The sequence below is a fragment of the Candidatus Methanarcanum hacksteinii genome (genome assembly GCF_964305265.1).
In the GTDB taxonomy this organism is placed as follows: domain Archaea; phylum Thermoplasmatota; class Thermoplasmata; order Methanomassiliicoccales; family Methanomethylophilaceae; genus Methanarcanum; species Methanarcanum hacksteinii.
The window spans coordinates 552071-569007 of record NZ_CAYATA010000002.1 but is presented as its reverse complement, the minus strand read 5'-3'; the positions used below and the strand labels follow the sequence as shown (position 1 = coordinate 569007).

Annotated in this window: 17 protein-coding genes and 1 tRNA gene; 10 read left to right on the top strand and 8 right to left on the bottom strand. The window is 47.6% G+C overall.

The window, feature by feature from the left end:
- The first annotated feature begins 14 nt into the window (after nt 1–14).
- Together ACI2NF_RS03780 and ACI2NF_RS03775 are read left to right on the top strand one after the other, a co-directional pair.
- Complete coding sequence (locus ACI2NF_RS03780) at nt 15–965, top strand: methyltransferase domain-containing protein (RefSeq protein ID WP_400148283.1); 951 nt, start codon at nt 15–17, stop codon at nt 963–965.
- Between the two features lie 226 nt (nt 966–1191).
- On the top strand, nt 1192–1929 hold the full coding sequence (locus tag ACI2NF_RS03775) for a geranylgeranylglyceryl/heptaprenylglyceryl phosphate synthase (protein WP_400148285.1): 738 nt from the start codon (nt 1192–1194) through the stop codon (nt 1927–1929).
- Between the two features lie 28 nt (nt 1930–1957).
- Here ACI2NF_RS03775 and ACI2NF_RS03770 read toward each other — a convergent pair whose 3' ends face one another.
- A complete protein-coding gene (locus ACI2NF_RS03770; RefSeq protein ID WP_400211086.1) occupies nt 1958–3427 on the bottom strand; it encodes a phenylacetate--CoA ligase family protein in 1470 nt (489 codons plus the stop codon).
- Nucleotides 3428–3561: 134 nt separating this feature from the next.
- On the opposite strand from ACI2NF_RS03770, the gene ACI2NF_RS03765 reads away from it, so the two are divergent.
- Complete coding sequence (locus ACI2NF_RS03765; RefSeq protein WP_177971858.1) at nt 3562–3864, top strand: hypothetical protein; 303 nt, start codon at nt 3562–3564, stop codon at nt 3862–3864.
- A gap of 63 nt (nt 3865–3927) precedes the next feature.
- Here the strand turns inward: ACI2NF_RS03765 and trsS are convergent, their stop codons facing one another.
- From trsS to ACI2NF_RS03730, 7 genes are all read right to left on the bottom strand, one after another.
- On the bottom strand, nt 3928–5289 hold the full coding sequence (trsS, locus tag ACI2NF_RS03760; RefSeq protein WP_400148289.1) for a radical SAM (seleno)protein TrsS: 1362 nt from the start codon (nt 5287–5289) through the stop codon (nt 3928–3930).
- 120 nt (nt 5290–5409) lie between these two features.
- The gene (locus tag ACI2NF_RS03755) at nt 5410–5847 is read right to left on the bottom strand and encodes a hypothetical protein (RefSeq protein WP_400151193.1); all 438 of its coding nucleotides are present in this window, start codon (nt 5845–5847) and stop codon (nt 5410–5412) included.
- Nucleotides 5848–5857: 10 nt separating this feature from the next.
- Nucleotides 5858–6979: a uroporphyrinogen decarboxylase family protein gene (locus ACI2NF_RS03750; RefSeq protein ID WP_400148293.1), complete on the bottom strand. Its 1122-nt coding sequence runs from the start codon at nt 6977–6979 to the stop codon at nt 5858–5860.
- Between the two features lie 228 nt (nt 6980–7207).
- On the bottom strand, nt 7208–7600 hold the full coding sequence (locus ACI2NF_RS03745; RefSeq protein ID WP_400152642.1) for a hypothetical protein: 393 nt from the start codon (nt 7598–7600) through the stop codon (nt 7208–7210).
- A gap of 226 nt (nt 7601–7826) precedes the next feature.
- Nucleotides 7827–8102, bottom strand: coding sequence for a DUF5654 family protein (locus ACI2NF_RS03740; RefSeq protein ID WP_400146706.1), 276 nt, complete (start codon nt 8100–8102; stop codon nt 7827–7829).
- A 126-nt stretch (nt 8103–8228) separates the two neighbouring features.
- Nucleotides 8229–9854, bottom strand: a complete 1626-nt coding sequence (locus ACI2NF_RS03735) for an ATP-binding protein (protein ID WP_400146704.1) — start codon at nt 9852–9854, stop codon at nt 8229–8231.
- 189 nt (nt 9855–10043) lie between these two features.
- Nucleotides 10044–10130 (bottom strand) — tRNA-Leu (locus tag ACI2NF_RS03730).
- 75 nt (nt 10131–10205) lie between these two features.
- Between ACI2NF_RS03730 and ACI2NF_RS03725 the strand changes: the two genes are divergently transcribed.
- From ACI2NF_RS03725 to ACI2NF_RS03695, 7 genes are all read left to right on the top strand, one after another.
- On the top strand, nt 10206–10598 hold the full coding sequence (locus ACI2NF_RS03725; protein WP_400150444.1) for a hypothetical protein: 393 nt from the start codon (nt 10206–10208) through the stop codon (nt 10596–10598).
- Entirely contained in the window at nt 10595–10855 is a 261-nt protein-coding gene (locus tag ACI2NF_RS03720; RefSeq protein WP_400146701.1) for a hypothetical protein, read from the top strand. The genes ACI2NF_RS03725 and ACI2NF_RS03720 overlap by 4 nt, the downstream gene beginning before the upstream one ends.
- On the top strand, nt 10852–11793 hold the full coding sequence (locus ACI2NF_RS03715; RefSeq protein WP_400146698.1) for an ACT domain protein: 942 nt from the start codon (nt 10852–10854) through the stop codon (nt 11791–11793). The genes ACI2NF_RS03720 and ACI2NF_RS03715 overlap by 4 nt, the downstream gene beginning before the upstream one ends.
- 12 nt (nt 11794–11805) lie before the next feature.
- Nucleotides 11806–13986 (top strand): acetyl-CoA decarbonylase/synthase complex subunit alpha/beta, encoded by a 2181-nt coding sequence (gene acsB, locus ACI2NF_RS03710; RefSeq protein WP_400211085.1) that lies wholly within the window; start codon nt 11806–11808, stop codon nt 13984–13986.
- 13 nt (nt 13987–13999) lie between these two features.
- Complete coding sequence (locus ACI2NF_RS03705; protein WP_400211084.1) at nt 14000–14929, top strand: acetyl-CoA decarbonylase/synthase complex subunit delta; 930 nt, start codon at nt 14000–14002, stop codon at nt 14927–14929.
- Nucleotides 14930–16255 (top strand): acetyl-CoA decarbonylase/synthase complex subunit gamma, encoded by a 1326-nt coding sequence (gene acsC / locus ACI2NF_RS03700; RefSeq protein ID WP_400211083.1) that lies wholly within the window; start codon nt 14930–14932, stop codon nt 16253–16255.
- A gap of 351 nt (nt 16256–16606) precedes the next feature.
- Nucleotides 16607–16909, top strand: a complete 303-nt coding sequence (locus ACI2NF_RS03695) for a hypothetical protein (protein ID WP_400152640.1) — start codon at nt 16607–16609, stop codon at nt 16907–16909.
- Nucleotides 16910–16937: the final 28 nt, after the last annotated feature.

The window sequence follows — 16937 nt, the reverse complement described above, 5'->3', positions numbered from 1 at the left end:
GCGAACACAAGACGATGTGTACAGCCGAAGCTGTGAAATGCATTGAAGCCGAGGCGGATGATCATCAGATAGAGAAGATTGGACCAGGCTATGTGATCGCATCATTCGATGAGGATCTCCTACAACCCATTGCGGACCGCATATCATTGACACACAGGATGGGACGTCATCTCGGTTCATTCGATGTGGATGATCTCTCAGGATTCGAGGACATCGAAATCCCTGAAGGCTCTTTCGCCGTCAGATGCAAAAGATTTGAAGGGATGATGAAGGACATCGATTCACAGGACGTCATAAGAAAACTCGGTGCATCATTGTCAAGAAAGAATGATGTCAAACTGAAGGATCCTGAGCAGGAAGTATTCATCCTGATGAGTGATCGCATCCACGTATATCTGTCTGAGAAGGTCATCGACAGGAACATACTCGAGACACGCAAAGTTGGTGAGAGGCCATACTTCTCACCGATATCACTCCACCCCAGATTCGCTAGGGCCGCCATCAACCTTACCGGTGTAAAGAAAGGAGGTACTGTCCTCGACCCGTTCTGCGGTACTGGAGGGATTGTGATCGAGGCGGCATTCATGGGGATGAAAGCGATCGCATCGGATTTCGACCCCGAGATGATCGCAGGTACACAGGAGAATATGGATTTCTATGATCTCGAACTCCATGATTTCGATGTCTCCGACATATCCGACATCCACGACAGATTCGGAGAGGTGGATGCCATTGTGTGCGACCCGCCCTATGGAAGGTCCACATGCACAGGAGGAGAGGATATCGAGAGCATATACGCAAGGGCGATGACTGCATTCGATGATACGCTCAAACCTGGTTCTGCAGTCAGTGTCGTGCTCCCGCATCCGATAAGCAGCGACACGTTACAACTCGAGAGCATGTTCATACAAAGAGTGCACGGATCACTCTCCAGACATTATCACACATTTAGGAAACAGTTGTAAGTATCGATAAAGGAATTGTGAACTCACGAAACTGTCGAGGATGAAACGATATTGGAACATCACTGCATTGAAAATCCTTGAGTGAATTTATCAAATCAAGTGTTTTCACAACATGCAATATTTAATATACGCCGCAACCATCCTTTTCAAAGACCCACATAGGTCACGGAAAGTGACGGAGTTCACCTGGTGGTGGCTTTGATATCATCCGGTCAGGAGCGATTTGATGTCAGTAAAACAATACATATTGGATGGAATCAAGAAAGGTACGATGCACATGGCCCTCTTGGATCCAGACAAACAGACTCCTGAGGAAGCAGCAGAGATAGCTCTCAGATGCAAGGAAGCAGGGACCGATGCGATAATGATCGGTGGTTCAACAGGCATAACTACTGAGAATGTCGATGCTACCGCAGTCGCCATAAAGAAAGCGACCGGCTTGCCAACGATCTATTTCCCTGCAGGCCCGCATGCACTTTCCACGAAATGTGACGCATTGTACTTCATGAGCATGATCAATTCCACCGAATTGAAATATGTCATCGGTGCACAGATCTATGCATCCCCGATAATCAAGAAGATCGGCATAGAGCCAATATCGATGGGCTACATAATCATCGAACCTGGGATGAAGGTCGGTGAGGTTGGTAAAGCCAAACTCATCAAGAGGGATGACATCGAAAGCGCTGTAGCTGCAGCCTTGGGAACACAGTACCTAGGTATGGATATCGTCTATCTCGAAGCAGGAAGCGGTGCGGATGTACCCATAGATCCTAAAATGATCTCAGCTGTGAAGAATGAGATCGACATCCCGTTGATAATCGGCGGAGGCATAAACACACCAGAGAAGGCCAAAGCCGCAAGGGAAGCTGGTGCGGACATCATCGTCACAGGTACATTCGTCGAAAAATGTCACGATGAGAACATCCTCAGAGATGTTATCGCTGCTGCAAAAGGAAATTGAGATCTGATGCAGGTTTCCCTGCATCGATTCAATCTTTGTTATCCCTAAGGTCAATGATCTTCTTGGCCTTCACTGCATATTGCATAGTGCCCACATTGACGAAAGATATCTTGGGTACAGAGACCAGATCCTCTTCGATGCCTTCTTTGACCTCCATGATATTGGATACTGCAGACACTATCCTCTCGGCCAATTCATCCGATGGATGCTCTGCCTCCACATCGAATGTCAACAGATCCTTGTAACCGTCCTTCGTTATCTTGACCTGATAGTCCACCACGGATTTGTCTATGAATATAGCCTCATCGAACAATACAGGATAGATCTTGTGACCCATCCCTATCTTGAATTGAAGATCCATCCTACCGCAGGGCTTCATCAACTTCCTATTGAATTTGCATCCGCAAGCACATGGAGGTGCGATCATCGCTGCGATATCATGTGTGCGGTATCTTATCAATGCCGTTCCTTCGGCATTGAGCGACGTTATGACCAATTCTCCCTTCTGTCCATCAGGCACATGCCTCAATGTCTCTGGATCGATCACTTCGAAGAGCAAGTTTGCTTCATCTGTATGCAGACCATCCTGCTCATCGCATTCCACTGCGCAAGCGAGACCGAACTCCGTCATACCCCAGACGTCCAACACCTTACAGCCCCAAGCATCCTCCAAAATCTTCCTCATACTCTCTGAGAGAGGCTCGGATGTGGAGATGATCTTCCTTATCCCCAATGATCTGAGATCGCACCCTTCTCCCATGAGAACGGTCACGCGATAGATGAAAGATGGCAATCCGATTATGTATGTCGCACCTGATTCTTTGATGATATCATATTGTTTCTTGACATCCGCGTCGGAACAGACCGATGAACCGTATCCGAGGATCTTACATGCGCCGACCATTATCAGACTCGGGTCCCATGCTGCGACAAGAGGGAACATGATATGGAGCGAATCATCCGAACCCATGCCCACATTCTTCAATGCGGATGCCACGATATCGATCTTTGAGACCAGATCGTTGGTGGTGTACCCTATGAATTTCCTGTGGCCCGTCGTACCTGTGGTGGTGAACTCGGTAGCCATCTTGGTCCTTGAGACCGCATAGAAATACATGGAATTCTCGGCGAGATCGATAGGTTCCGTGAAGGGCACCTTCTCCAGATCCTCCCAAGTCCTGATGTCCTCTGGTCTCACGCCTGCATCCTTGAATTTGTTCCTATAGTATGGGGAATTCTCCTCGACATACTTCATCTGCTCTCTGAAACGGAAGAGCTGATATTCGTCGAAATCCTTCCTTGTCACATCGTCCAAGACGTTCTTGCCTATGCGTTCACGCAATTCCTTGTTCTTCTTGAAGGTCATGCGTGTCTTCACAGCGATCCATTCTTCCAATGGTGTCTTACAATCCGCAGGCACCAGGTTGGACAACAACCTGCGCCTAACAATGAACATCTTCATCGATTCCCATGCGCCCATGTTGGTCACGATGCCCATACCATCATATAAACAGTTCTAGAGCCAGTACGCATTATTCGTTACACATGACGACATCTATGTGATTATGTGGTGGATACCCCGTTCAATGTAAATACTGCTTCAGCCATAAGGGACAGTCGGAGGAATAGATTATGACCTTGACACCAGAGATGGCAAGAGCAGGTGTGACACCTCAGTTGCTCTCTTCGACACATAGGTTCACATGTCCGAACTGCGGAAAAGAGTTCAGCCTCTTCCAGTCCAGGGCTATCGCTTGCAGGGCATGTCCGCAAGCAAATAAGAACTGCAAGTATGTGAGATGTGTCCACTGTGATATGGAGTTCCCTATCAACGGATTCATCGTTAACACGAAAGAGAAAGAGAAATTCTTGTCGAATTACATGAGAGGAATCGTTGGTAACTACCACAACTCTTTCGGATACTACAGAAGATAAACCTATTGAAAAGGACTTTTCAGATGATCGTTCGCTCTGTCACGAACGACCATCTGACAACATTCATTGACAGAACGTCTTCTTCCTGTACAATGTCTCTCCTTCGTTGTTGGTTACGTTGAACAGACAGAATGGTATCAATCTGCCATCCAATGTGACCACATGGATACAACAGCGCTCCCATCTGTCGGTCTCACCGGTCCAAACATCCTGGAATGCCATTGCGGATACTGTGAGATAGTGAGTCTTCGCACGTGAGACGAATGTTCTCCATGAACCGTCATCACTCCTATTCTCATCCTCGCCATCCATGGAATTCTCTATGAATCTCCAGAATTGGGATACCTCTCCTCTGGTCTTATCTGCGACATCATCGGTCTTCTTCGGTGGACCCAATGCCATCGTTGTGAGCGGGAAGAGTGAATGATCAGGCAATACCACAGATAATGACTTCATGTCACAATGTACGTTGGAACATGAGGTGGGGATGAAGTTATCCGCCTTCAACATACCTTTGGTCTGTTTCTCTATGGCCTGTGCTAACTCGGGTATGGTCACACGATCATTGTTCTCAGGATCTACAGGATAACGGCCGAAATATGATATTGGCTGGAAGTGAACACCTTTCACGGTAGGCACTTTGGTTGCCGCATACTTGATTATCTCTCCTACATGGTCTAAATTGATGTTCGGAGATACTGTGACGACCAATGTTATCCCGATACCTACCTCGGCACAGTTAGCAATGGCCTGTTCCTTCAGTTCGAACAGCGATTTACCACGGGTCTGAAGATAGATATCATCCTTCGTACCGTCGAATTGCATATAGAAATCATCTACGCCTGCTTCTTTCAGTGCCCTGAGATATTCGATATCCTTTGCGATACGTACTGCGTTTGTGTTGACCTCAACATGTTCGATGCCCATCTCCTTGGCCATCCTCACGATCTCTGGAAGATCATCCCTGACAGTAGGTTCCCCGCCGGACAATTGGATGCACCTGGGGCTCTTGACATAATCCACCACTGTCTTGAACATTCCGCGGATGGTCTCCATATCGGGATGATAATCATATCCGCACCCATTCGCTGTTGCGAAACAGATTGGACAATTGAGATTGCAATGATTCGTGACCTCGACCACGTTGAGACACGAGTGTTGCATATGTTGATTGCAGAGACCGCAATCATGAGGGCAGTCCTTTATCTGAGGTACTGCGAACTTCTCGGGGGTCTTTGGTACGGCTGCGAATTCATATAGATACTTGTAGTGCTCGACACCATTCCATATCTTTACCTTCCATGAACCGTGTTCTGGACATGTCTTGACGATGTAGACAACATCATCCTCTGCGATCTTCTCAGCCTTGATTGTCTTCATACAAACGGGGCATAAGGTATTCGTTTCTCCAATCTTATCGACCATAGCAAATCCCGATAAGAGGGCGAATACAATCCAATGATATAATTGATTGTACCGTTTGAAATTTCAAATAAAGAATAAGGAAAAGGGAAAAGGTTTGTGGTTTGAGAACAGAATGCGAGCTTATGCTCTCTTCTGCTGGAACAGTCCCTCAGCTGTGGTGAGTGCACCGACTGCGAGGTACTCCTCGAACCAGGAGTTTCCTGATACGGGCTCAGTGAGTGAAGGTCCAGACCTTGTTGCACCGAGGTATGTGAGGTTGGTGTGTCCGTTCTTGAGCGGCTGGCCGTTCTTGACGTAGACCCATCCGGAATCCTCTTCTCCAGGGAGAACGATGTCCAAGATCTTCATCTTGTGGCTGTATGCCGACTTGACATCGCCTGCCTCATCGAAGACTGCGTAAACTGTTGCATCTCCGATCTCTTTCTTTGCGATGTAGAGACCTTTCTCCTTGTTAAAGATCTTGTCGTCACCGCATCCATCAATGATACCGATGATGTCTGCCTCTTTGAGTCCTCTCTTCTCGATGATCTCTTTCACTGCTGCTGAAATTGTAGCCATCTTTCTCACCTCACCATGTTCCGTATGTACCGAAGTCTCTGGCTGCCCTTGTAAGTGCAAGGAGCTGTCCGGGAATGGTGTACGGAGGCGTCTCACAGCTTGTACCGAGGATGTAACCCTTCTTTGCGTCACGTCCAGCAAGGAGTGTCTCCTTTGCCCTGTCGTAGACTTTCTTGGGGTTTGCCTGGATCATGAGTTTCGTATCGACTGAACCCATGATGGTTGTGACATCCTGGAACTCTTCTTTGAGGATCTGTGTTGGGAACTCTTTCTGTCCCATGTATCCTATGTGCAGAACGTTGAAGGGTGACCATACGAGGTTCTTCTTGAACACCTTGTAGTCTGTCTCGTGGTTACCACAGAGGTGATAGAAGATCTGAGGTCCTGCTCCCTTTCTGAAACACTGATCTACATAGTAGTGCATGAGTTTTGCAGAGAACTCCTCAACCTGTTCATCTGAGAAGATATCGTTGTTCGCGAGAACTGATCCGACGATAAGCATTGCCATTCCGTATGTGTCGGAAAGGAGGTCTGCTCCGTTAATCGATGTGTCGACGTAGACTTTCTGGAGCTTGTGAGCAATGTCAGGCTCTGTGAATGTCCACATGATGAAGTTCTCGACACCGCACAACTCTGCACCTGCTCCTGCAAGATCGAAACCATATGAGATGGGAACGAGTGTGTGCGGGAGGTTCTTCTGAACGTATCCATAGAGGTTGTGGAAGAGTGTATCTGTGCTTCCACCCTTGAGTTTGTCCTTGGGGATCGACTCGAGTTTCTCGACTTCCTCAGGCTCGCTGATTATAGGTCCTGTGGAAACTGGCGGCAGAGTGTCCTTGTACTCCAATGTGATTCCGAGATCTCTGATCCACGGGAGTGAGAAGAACCAGTGTGTAACCGGCAGAAGGTCGAAAAGTTCAGAGATGTATCCGACTGAGTGGATACCGAGTTCAGGTTTCTCATAGAAGTCCCTGATGGTGAAACCACACTGAACGGCAGCGTTAGACAGGATAATAGGATCCACGTCTATTCTGTCGTGGTAGTTGTCCACGAAAGGACTTGCGAATCTCTTTGCTGCATTTGCATGCCAGCCTTTGAGATCGTTTGTTGGGAATAATTCTTCATAGCCCATTGTAATCCCGGACTGGTGTAGGTCTTCTACGATATATATAGCTATTCGACTTAAAAATGCAACTTTGTTACATTTAGTATATTCTCAAACGGTTAAAATAAAACTTAATTCCATTAATTTCGAATTAATGAAACATTGTTGTAAAAACGAAAAAACGGAATCTGATTGTACGTACCGTTTTTTATAGTATAACAATCAGATTGGAAGAAAGTTGATAGGTTTTAGAGCTCAACGGTACTTGCTGTACTTGTCCATGAGCCTGTTTATCTTATCGCATTCGTCCTTTGTGAGGTCGCCGGAATCCATGAAACCCCTGACGAATTCCTTCGCTTCTTTGGTCGAGAGACGTGATGCTTTGGCGATCAAGGTTGCAAGAAATGCAGATGCTTTAGCTTCATCCATCTGTGTGTTGGATAATATCTCATTCATATCGTACTTGAATGGGGCCAGCTTATGGGTGTTGAGCATGGATTGTCTCTTAGTCGCTTCCTTCGTCCTTACCTTGCCCTTCTGTGAATTGGGTGTCGATGCGGGCCTTCCGCCGTTACCGTTAGGACCGTTGTTGCCATGGTCTTTTTCTGCAGGCACTTTGTTGTTGGACGAATTTTTGTAAACTACCAAGATTATAACTCCGCAAATGTCATTTATGAAACCCTATATAAACAACGCGGACGAATCCATAGAAATTGAGATCATATGACGGATTCTTTCGCGTATCGCACATAGCGAGAATCGGTCGTCAGTGCTACGCACATATTACACGATTAATATAAGAAATATAGAATGAAGGATTGGATAAGGCGATGGTCGGACCATCGCCTGAATTAGTTTATCGAAAAAAGAAGGACTACTCCTTGTCGCATCCTTTCTTCTCTTCTTTCTTTGCCTCGATGGCCTTGAGCTTTCCGATGGAGCGGGCAATTAACATCGTGGCTGCGACTGCGATGATGGTGACGATGATCGCGTAGATCAGGTTGCCCCAGATCGTGTCATCTGAAGAGAAACAGACTTCGATGATCGACTTTATCGTCTCATTCCATGCTAGAGCTGCGACCAGACCGAATGCGGCTGTGATCAATGCAGCTGTGGTCTCTAACAATTGAATCTTGAATGTGTTATCCATTGAAACACCTTGAGGCAAGCATCTTGATTGAAGGATATCAATCTTTAGTAATGATTATGAACGGACTCCATTGTAATTTGGATGGAGTTCATATCGAATTTCATGGGAATCTTTTACTCGATGGCATCAATCGGATACATGGCCATCTCCTTCCGAGATCCTTACCGTACAATTGGACCTTTCGTCATTGGATATCTTGATGTTACGTCTTGGATCCACTTCTATTGAGGCATCTATCTGATTGGTACCTCCGCCCTTCCTCCGGACATATATGGATACGACAGGTTTCTTCTTCCTGTGGACACTCCCTTTGATGTAGAGGATGTATCCATCATCGACTGGTATCCAATCATCATGATCGAAATCCTCCACGAATGAATCATCCACATCCTTGGATCCGTAATCCTTTCCATCGAGGAATTGTGTCATGTACACTGGAAGATACAGTATCCCATCCACATAGCTCAGATTCTTAGGGGAGATCACGACAGGCGTCTCGATCTTCAGACCGTTTCCAGACATGAATGCATCCAATGATCTATGACAAGTCGCACATGATGATTTTGTCTCTATGGGGCGCACTTTATCGCCTACTGCTGTCATGAAATCTATCTCATAGGAATGCTTCACATCACCCTCTTTCTTGAATGTGTGGTAATAGAGCTTGAACCCGATTGCAGTAAGCGCTTGCGCGACAGCATTCTCATAGACATAACCTAGATTGGCCGAAAGTCTTCCGCTGACTAGTTTTTGATATATGATGTTCTCTGAGAACTGTTTGTCATAGAAACATAAAGTGACGAACAATCCTGTATCTTCCGTGAACATCTTGAAGAAATCTTTATCAATTGTGGTCGTAAGGCCCACCCTCGGATCGCTGATATGTTGACATATTTGAACAGTCTGCGAATCCTCAAGATTGTAGAATGACTCCCTTTCCCTCTTCAACCTCCCGTTGGAAGTGATTCCTGTTATCTTATATCTAGTGGATTGACTCGAGAGTTCCGATGGTATTGCTAGATAGAATCTCCCAAGTTTTCCGCTAGGATCCATCTTTCTGAAATCATCCAAATACAATTGGATTATGTCTCTCTTAACTTTATCAATGGTCTGATAGTTCTCACCCTCCACATACTTCAGAACAGCTTGGGGCATGCCGCCAACGGCAAGATACTCTCTGAAAAGTTTCATCATGTGATGATGTACATTATCCTCTACCTTGGTCCTTCTTTCATAGTACGGGTAGAGAAGAGGCAATGTATCGATACCTTTAGCCCACAGGAATTCCTCAAAATCCAGAGGATGGAGTTTCATCTTCTCCTCTTCTGAGGGAATGATAATGTCTTTTACATTCTTCCTTATCGATACCAAAGAACCGGTCTCGATGAAATCATACCTCCCATCCTGCACCAATGCCTTGATGGCCTCTCTTGCCCGAGGGAACAATTGAACTTCATCGAAGATTATCACTGAATCCCTCGTCTTAAGTTTCGTATCATAGTACAATTGCAGACCGCGATAGAGATCATCCAGATCGTTCAAATCCTTGAATAACTCCTTCACCTCATCGTTAGCTTTGTAAAAATCCACTATGATGTTCGAAGCATATTCATTCTTAGCGAATTCTCTGACCAACGTCGTCTTACCTACTCTTCTGGCGCCCTCGACGAGCATGGCCGTTGAACCTCTTGACCTGTCCTTCCATTCTTTCAGGACATCATATGCCTTTCGTTTGAATACTGCCTCAGTCATCATTCTGAAGAAGTGCTTACGAATATTTGTACGTTTTCCATAAAGTTCAGAGAGCAAATTTGTACGTTTTCCATAAAGTTCGGAAGATTAAAATGTACGTTTTCCAAGTATTTTCACAAGGATAGGTACACATAATCGGAATCTGGTGGAGATTGAGAGTTCACGCTGAATCATAACACGATGATGGGATGGTGCGAGAGAAGGGATTCGAACCCTCGAACTTCTACAAGACAGAATCTTAAGTCCTGCGCCTTTGGCCAACTCGGCTACTCTCGCAACGGACGTGCGATGTACGATTTCACTTAAAAGACTAACGATTGCATAAATATAGATATCAATATACTGGATGTGATGACGTACAGCATACCCAGTGACGAGAAGGTCATCGATGCCATATTCTATGTGATGTACAGGCACCCTCAGGTCAGGTCCCAAAGGGAGATGGTGGAGCTCGTTTCCAATGAGCTGAACAGATCCGGAGGCAACTACCGCATCAGTGGCCAAAGGATAAGGAGACTCGCCATCAAGAACGATATGCTGGTATTGTCGATATCGTATAACGAATCCGAAGGGGAATTACCTACCGTCTGTCCTGTCTGCGGCGGAGGCATGACATCGGTCATGAACAGCACGTTGGACGGAAGGACCATAGAAGTCTGCAGGAGATGCGATGTATGTCCGTACACCATCGGCACGACGAAACATGTCCCTGGAAGATACTCATTCAGCAGGAAGAGAAGATGACGCCCGAAGAGAGGATCACAGCATTGAAGGAAGCAGAGGTCGAATTGCGCAGGATAGCTGCGATGATAGAGAAAGCTTTGCACATGTCGGGTTCAGAGAGAAGATTCGGCGGCATACCTGAGGATATCCTCACGATCCTAGACTCTGACGACGGTCTTGTGAACTTCATCAGAGAGCTCGAATATGCTGATGAGGAACACCCTCCGTGGACCCGCCCGTTCGCCTCACCCAAGAATGTCACGCGAAAGGATATATGAGGAAACGTGTTCCGTCCTCATCAGAGAGGGTCCTCATGAAGAACTGGGAATTTTCGAAGGTCAACGGAACCAAGATCATGCTCGACAATAGGATGTCGGACATGATGGGCATAGTCGAAGGCGGATTCGTATATAGCACACTTTTCGAATACGTCGACAAAGGTCCAAAGAAGTACGAGCTTCTGCTCTCGATGTTCCCACAGGAGAACTACCGTACACTGACGAACATCACCGTCTATATGCAGGATGTACCTGGTGCAAGTGCACAGAGTGCAAGATTCCTTGCTGACAGGAGCATAAACATCCTGAACTCGATCTCATTGGACGGGATTTCAGACACGACCATAGTTTGGAAGGTATTGGCCGACCTCAGCTTCGTCGGAGAGATGGATATCCTCAAAGAGACCTTCGATGAACTGAAAGCAAAGAACGATCCATCCGTATCGCTAATAGACCACATAGAGGTCAAACCTGCGGATATCGGCCGTGTCTTCCGTACAGAACCCTCCAAACAGAAGAATGAGGTGAAACGCGCCACACCTGTCGTGTTCGAAGGCGGCGCATACGACCTCGCACCCGAATATGGGGACATACTCAAGGATATCGACGGGAAGCACGTACTGATCGTCGCTGACGTATCATCATGGATAGTTTCGGTCACATTCTTCAAGGATGAGACAAAACTCGTCAAGATGGTCATCGAGATACCGGATTGCCCTGGCGCTACGACACAGGTGCTCGATTGGATAGCCGCGACGAACGTGAACCTGATATCCGTGTTCAGCAGGATCAAGATCTGCTACCACACCACCACGTTGGAATTAGTGGCGGATTTCAGTAACAGTAACTACTCCGTGGAGAAGATGAGGAAGGAACTCCCCATCGCATTGGAGAACATGAATGGGATTTTTGAACTCAAGGAATTCACTGAGTTCTGAGGTGAGATTGACATGGACCGCAACGAGATAAGATCGATGTACGGCATCAAGGATGATGCATTGCTCGATCGCACACTGAAGACATATCATGAGATAGACGTACCTCGCCTGCTCTCGATGGCGGCCGATGGTTCGAATGCCATCGTTGAGATGGCGAAGGGATTGGTGGATGACGCCATGGCGACCCACGGCGCGGATGCTGAGCTGGTGTATCCCGAGACAGGATACGGATTGCCGGCGATATTCGCATGGAAAGGGATAGAGAATCTCACATTGGAGAAGGCCAAGGAATTCCTTGACTCACTGCCTACAGCTGGAGAATCATCCGTCGAGGATGGTATGGTCGCTGGAGAGAATGCGATGTATGCCGCGGATATAATCGAAGCGATAGCATATCTCAACGGCAAAGGCAACGGATTCATCCCAGACCGTGTCCTCAGAGCATTGGGATTGCCTTTAGTCGATGATACGATCCCTGGTGCAGCGGTGTTCCTCGGAGGGCATGTATCCGGAGAGGACGTCAGCGCGATGATCAGGAGTGTTCAGGGCAAAGGGATGGTGGCGATAGCTTCCGGAGATTATCCTGCACTCATCCAAAGACAGGGCATAGAGATGGGACTCGACAGGATGCTGTATCCCGTCGGGATGTTCACAGGTACCGTTCACGCATTGAACTTCGCTGTCAGGGCAGCACTCACATTCGGTAACGTCGCTGGTGGCGACGCCGAGAGGTTATCAGATTATCTGAAAAAACGTCCGAAGGTGTTCGTGATACAGACAGGCCCGTTATGTGCATTGGATGCGGCGTTCGCATTCGCCGCCTTGAAACACAGCGCTTGCATAGTGACCGATCAGAACCTCCCAGAGATACCTGGTGCGGTGAAGGTCTGCAAGGATCATCTGAGTTCGATACAGACGGGTATCGAAGAGAGAGGCATAGTGATCAATGTCGAACCCATCGAACTACCCGTACCATATGGGCCATCGTTCGAGGGCGAGCTCATCAGGAAACCCGATACATACGTGGAAGCTGGAGGAACGAGGAGCACAGCGTTCGAGGTATTGCTGTCGAAGGACGAGGATTCCATCGAGGATGGTTCCATCAAGATGATCGGGAAGGAGATCGATGATTTCGAAGCAGGTTCCATCATACCTTTGGCGATGATCGTCGAAGTGTATGGGAAGGATATGCATGATGATCTCGAACCCGTCATAGAGAGAAGATTCCACAGTTCAATCAACTTCGCACAAGGCGTATGGCATGCAGGACAGAGAGACTCCGATTGGGTCAGGATAAGCAACAAGGCCAAGGAAGCAGGATTCAAACTCGCCGATCTCGGAAAGATATTGGTACATAAGGTGAAAGAAGAGTTCGGCGGTATCGCAACAAGGGTACAAGCGACCATCATCACCGATGAGTCCGAGATACAGAGACGTATGCCCGAAGCCAAGGAGGCATATGATAGAAGGGACGAGAGGATGAAGGGTCTGAAGGACGACCTGGTGGATGATTTCTACACGTGCACGATGTGTCAATCCTTCGCTCCCGCACACATATGCATCGTATCCCCTGAAAGGATCGGACTTTGTGGTGCCATAAACTGGTTGGATGCCAAGGCAGGACACGAGATCTCACCGAACGGTCCGAACCAGCCCCTGAAGAAGGAGGATGCTATAGATATCGACAAGGGTGAGTTCAGAGGCATCAACGACATGATATCATCAGCATCCCATGGTGACATCGAGAGGATATGCATGTACAGCCTGATGGACGCCCCCATGACCTCGTGCGGTTGTTTCGAGGTCATTGCAGCGATGACCGTGGATATGCAAGCAGTGGTACTTGTCGACAGGGACTTCCCAGGGATGACTCCAGTGGGCATGAAGTTCTCCACATTGGCCGGAAGTATAGGTGGAGGACGCCAAACGCCTGGATTCATGGGCATCGGAAGGAAATACATCACAAGCGAGAAATTCATATCCGCCGAAGGCGGTATAGCAAGGATCGCATGGATGCCTAAGCATCTGAAGGACCTCATCAAGGAGCAGTTCCAAAGAAGATGTGAGGACATAGGCATGCCCGATCTTTGGAACAAGATCGCGGACGAGACCATAACGGATGATGCGGAAGGTCTCATGGCATGGATGGCGCAGGTGGAACACCCCGCACTCACCATGAATCCGTTGTTATGAAGGTGATTTTAGGATGACAGAGATCCCGAATGTAAGCGAGAAATACAACGGAGAGACGATACAGGTCGCCCTCGGTAAAGGGGACTACGTCGCAGGCGGTGCTAAAGGCATGCCCTTCCTCTCCTTCGAGAATCCGAATAAGCTCAGGCCGATGATCGCAGGAGAGGTGTGGGATGATATCACCGATTACCCTGAGATCGCCAAAGAGATGTTCTCCGGAAGATGCGATGATCCTGTTGAATGGGCTACCATGTGGAAGGAATTGGGCGCGGACATAATCTGTATCCGTCTGATGAGCATAGATCCGTTCAAGAAGAATGCTTCCGCGGATGATGCTGCAACATTGGTACAGAGGATCGTCGATAAGACCAATCTCCCTGTCATGGTCAGTGGATGCGGGAACGTTGAAAGGGATATCGAAGTCCTCACTGTCGTCTGCGAAAAGGTGAAGAACACCAGATTGCTGATAAACAAGGTCGAAGAGGGAGAATACAAGAAATTGGCCACAGCCGCGATGGCGAACAACCACGTCATAATCGGATTCTCCAATCTCGATGTCAATCTTGCGAAACAGATGAACATCCTCTTGAGTGATTTCGGAGTCGAGACCAACAACATGCTCATGGATCCGCTCATGGCTGCATTGGGCATGGGATTGGATTATTCATATTCAGTAAATGAGAGGATCAAACTCTCCGCATACTCCGGAGACAAGATACTCCAGATACCGATGATATGCGATTGCACATCATCATGGGATGTCGGGGATGCGACCGAGGAGGATGATGGTACCATGGGGCCTGCATCATTCAGAGCCACATGGTGGGAAGCGATAACAGGGATGGCCGCGATGGTGTCCGGTGCGGACATACTCGTAGTACGTGGGCCTGGTGCTGCAGATATGCTCAAAGTATATGCATGCGAACTCACGGAGGTGATGTGAGTGCCTACAGCCATAGAATTCTTCAAACTGCTCCCTAAGACCAACTGTAAGGATTGTGGACAACCGACATGTTTAGCATTCGCGATGCAGCTCGCCAACCAGAAGGCGAAGATCGAGGATTGTCCACATGTTAGCGGCGAGACGAAGGAGACTTTGAATGAAGCCTCTGCGCCTCCTGTAGCGACCATAACGGTCGGCGTGAAGAACAAGATCGATATGGGCGGTGAGACCGTGCTCTATCGTCACGAACGCCGTTTCAACAATCCGATCGCATATGCGGTGACAGTATCCGATTCGTTGGATGATGAGAACGTATTGAAGAGGATAGACTATATCAAAGGACTCAGTTTCAACCGCATAGGCATGGTGTTCGGAGCTGATATGATCTCGATAAGGAACGATTCCAATGATGCTAAGAGATTCGCTGATGTGTGCAAGATCGTATCAGAGAATTGGGACAATCCGTTCGTGTTGGAGACGGATAGTGTCGATGCCATGAAGGCTGCCGTCGATGTCGTTGGTTCATTCAGACCGTTGTTGTATGGTGCAAAGAATGACAACCTCAAAGAGATGATAGATCTTGCAAAAGCATCCAAATGTCCGCTCGGTATCAAAGCGACATCATTGGAGGAAGCGGCTGAACTCTCAGAGAAGACGAAAGCAGAAGGATTTGATGACATCATACTCGATCTCGGTGCAGATCACATCAAGGATCTTCTTGAAGAGCAGACGATCGCGAGACGTGCAGCGTTGAAGAAGAAGTTCAAACCCTTCGGACACCCGCTCATGAACAAAGTGGGTTCTGGAGAAGGTGCAGTGATGTCGGCTGTCATCTCCACTCTTAAGTATGGAAGCCTCGTGATATTCGATGACCTCCACAACTATGAGGCATTACCATTGTTCACATTGAGACAGAACATCTACACTGACCCGCAGGTCCCGATACAGGTAAAACAGGACCTATATCCGATAAACAACCCGGATGAGCATTCCCCTGTTATGTTTACAACGAACTTCTCGCTCACATACTTCACAGTACGTGCGGACATCGAGAAGTCCAAAGTGCCTGTGTGGTTACAGATAGTGAATACCGAAGGCATGTCCGTCCTTACAGCATATGCCGCGGGTAAGTTCGATCCGGAACGTGTCGCTGATGCGTTCGAGGAATCCGGAGTCCTGAAGAAGACCGATGGTGTGGTCATCATCCCTGGTCTGGCATCTAGGATGTCCGGTAAGCTTCAGGAGATCATTGGAAGGGATGTCATCGTAGGTACGAACGAATCCAAACATATCCCCAAACATCTTAGAGGACTTCTGAAACACTGATGTGTGTTGACGGATGCGAAAGCATCCGTCAACATCATCACAATACATCGAATGTGAAGTACGGCTCCTTTTCGAAGAATGCGATGCCGTGGATTACGGCCTGACCTTTCAGACCATGCGCGTGATCCATATCCATAATCTGCTTAATGGCTTCTTCAGCATCATGTCGCAGCATCCTTTTCCTGACTCGAAATCAGCAGTGATCCCATACCTTCCAAACAATGACGTCGACATGTCCGCGATGAATGCTGATATGGATGTTCATCATCGAGTACGAACGAACTCAACGTCTTGACTATCAATGTGTATAGAGCCCTACAGAGATTCATCACATTGCAAACATTTATCATCATGTCAACGATTGTGAACCACATGCAACTGTCTGACCTCGTACGCTACATCTGGATGGTCTTCGGAGAACAGAAACTCTCAAGCAAAGAGGTCGAGACCAGATTGGCAGAGCTTTTCAACTACCATTGTCCCGACGCATTCATCAAGACGATGACCAAACTGAAGATGGTTGGCCTCGTGAAGGGCGAGTTCTCAGTGGACAAAGGCACATGGTTATGGTGGGTTGACGATGAATGTAAATCGCTCGATCCCAAAGAGGTGCTCTCTGCAGACACCGTCCATAGCGATGCCTGCAAGAGATGATGGTAACACTCTTATGCTAATGGGTGCA

Bases quoted from the DNA above. Each gene is read 5' to 3' on its own strand.
- ACI2NF_RS03750 (WP_400148293.1), bottom strand. From the start codon at position 6,979: ATGGGCTATGAAGAATTATTCCCAACAAACGATCTCAAAGGCTGGCAT.
- trsS (WP_400148289.1), bottom strand. From the start codon at position 5,289: ATGGTCGATAAGATTGGAGAAACGAATACCTTATGCCCCGTTTGTATG.
- ACI2NF_RS03715 (WP_400146698.1), top strand. From the start codon at position 10,852: ATGAGGAAACGTGTTCCGTCCTCATCAGAGAGGGTCCTCATGAAGAAC.
- ACI2NF_RS03695 (WP_400152640.1), top strand. From the start codon at position 16,607: ATGTCAACGATTGTGAACCACATGCAACTGTCTGACCTCGTACGCTAC.
- ACI2NF_RS03780 (WP_400148283.1), top strand. From the start codon at position 15: ATGTGTACAGCCGAAGCTGTGAAATGCATTGAAGCCGAGGCGGATGAT.
- ACI2NF_RS03705 (WP_400211084.1), top strand. From the start codon at position 14,000: ATGACAGAGATCCCGAATGTAAGCGAGAAATACAACGGAGAGACGATA.
- ACI2NF_RS03775 (WP_400148285.1), top strand. From the start codon at position 1,192: ATGTCAGTAAAACAATACATATTGGATGGAATCAAGAAAGGTACGATG.
- ACI2NF_RS03755 (WP_400151193.1), bottom strand. From the start codon at position 5,847: ATGGCTACAATTTCAGCAGCAGTGAAAGAGATCATCGAGAAGAGAGGA.
- ACI2NF_RS03740 (WP_400146706.1), bottom strand. From the start codon at position 8,102: ATGGATAACACATTCAAGATTCAATTGTTAGAGACCACAGCTGCATTG.
- ACI2NF_RS03770 (WP_400211086.1), bottom strand. From the start codon at position 3,427: ATGGGCATCGTGACCAACATGGGCGCATGGGAATCGATGAAGATGTTC.
- ACI2NF_RS03720 (WP_400146701.1), top strand. From the start codon at position 10,595: ATGACGCCCGAAGAGAGGATCACAGCATTGAAGGAAGCAGAGGTCGAA.
- ACI2NF_RS03725 (WP_400150444.1), top strand. From the start codon at position 10,206: ATGACGTACAGCATACCCAGTGACGAGAAGGTCATCGATGCCATATTC.
- ACI2NF_RS03735 (WP_400146704.1), bottom strand. From the start codon at position 9,854: ATGACTGAGGCAGTATTCAAACGAAAGGCATATGATGTCCTGAAAGAA.
- ACI2NF_RS03765 (WP_177971858.1), top strand. From the start codon at position 3,562: ATGACCTTGACACCAGAGATGGCAAGAGCAGGTGTGACACCTCAGTTG.
- acsB (WP_400211085.1), top strand. From the start codon at position 11,806: ATGGACCGCAACGAGATAAGATCGATGTACGGCATCAAGGATGATGCA.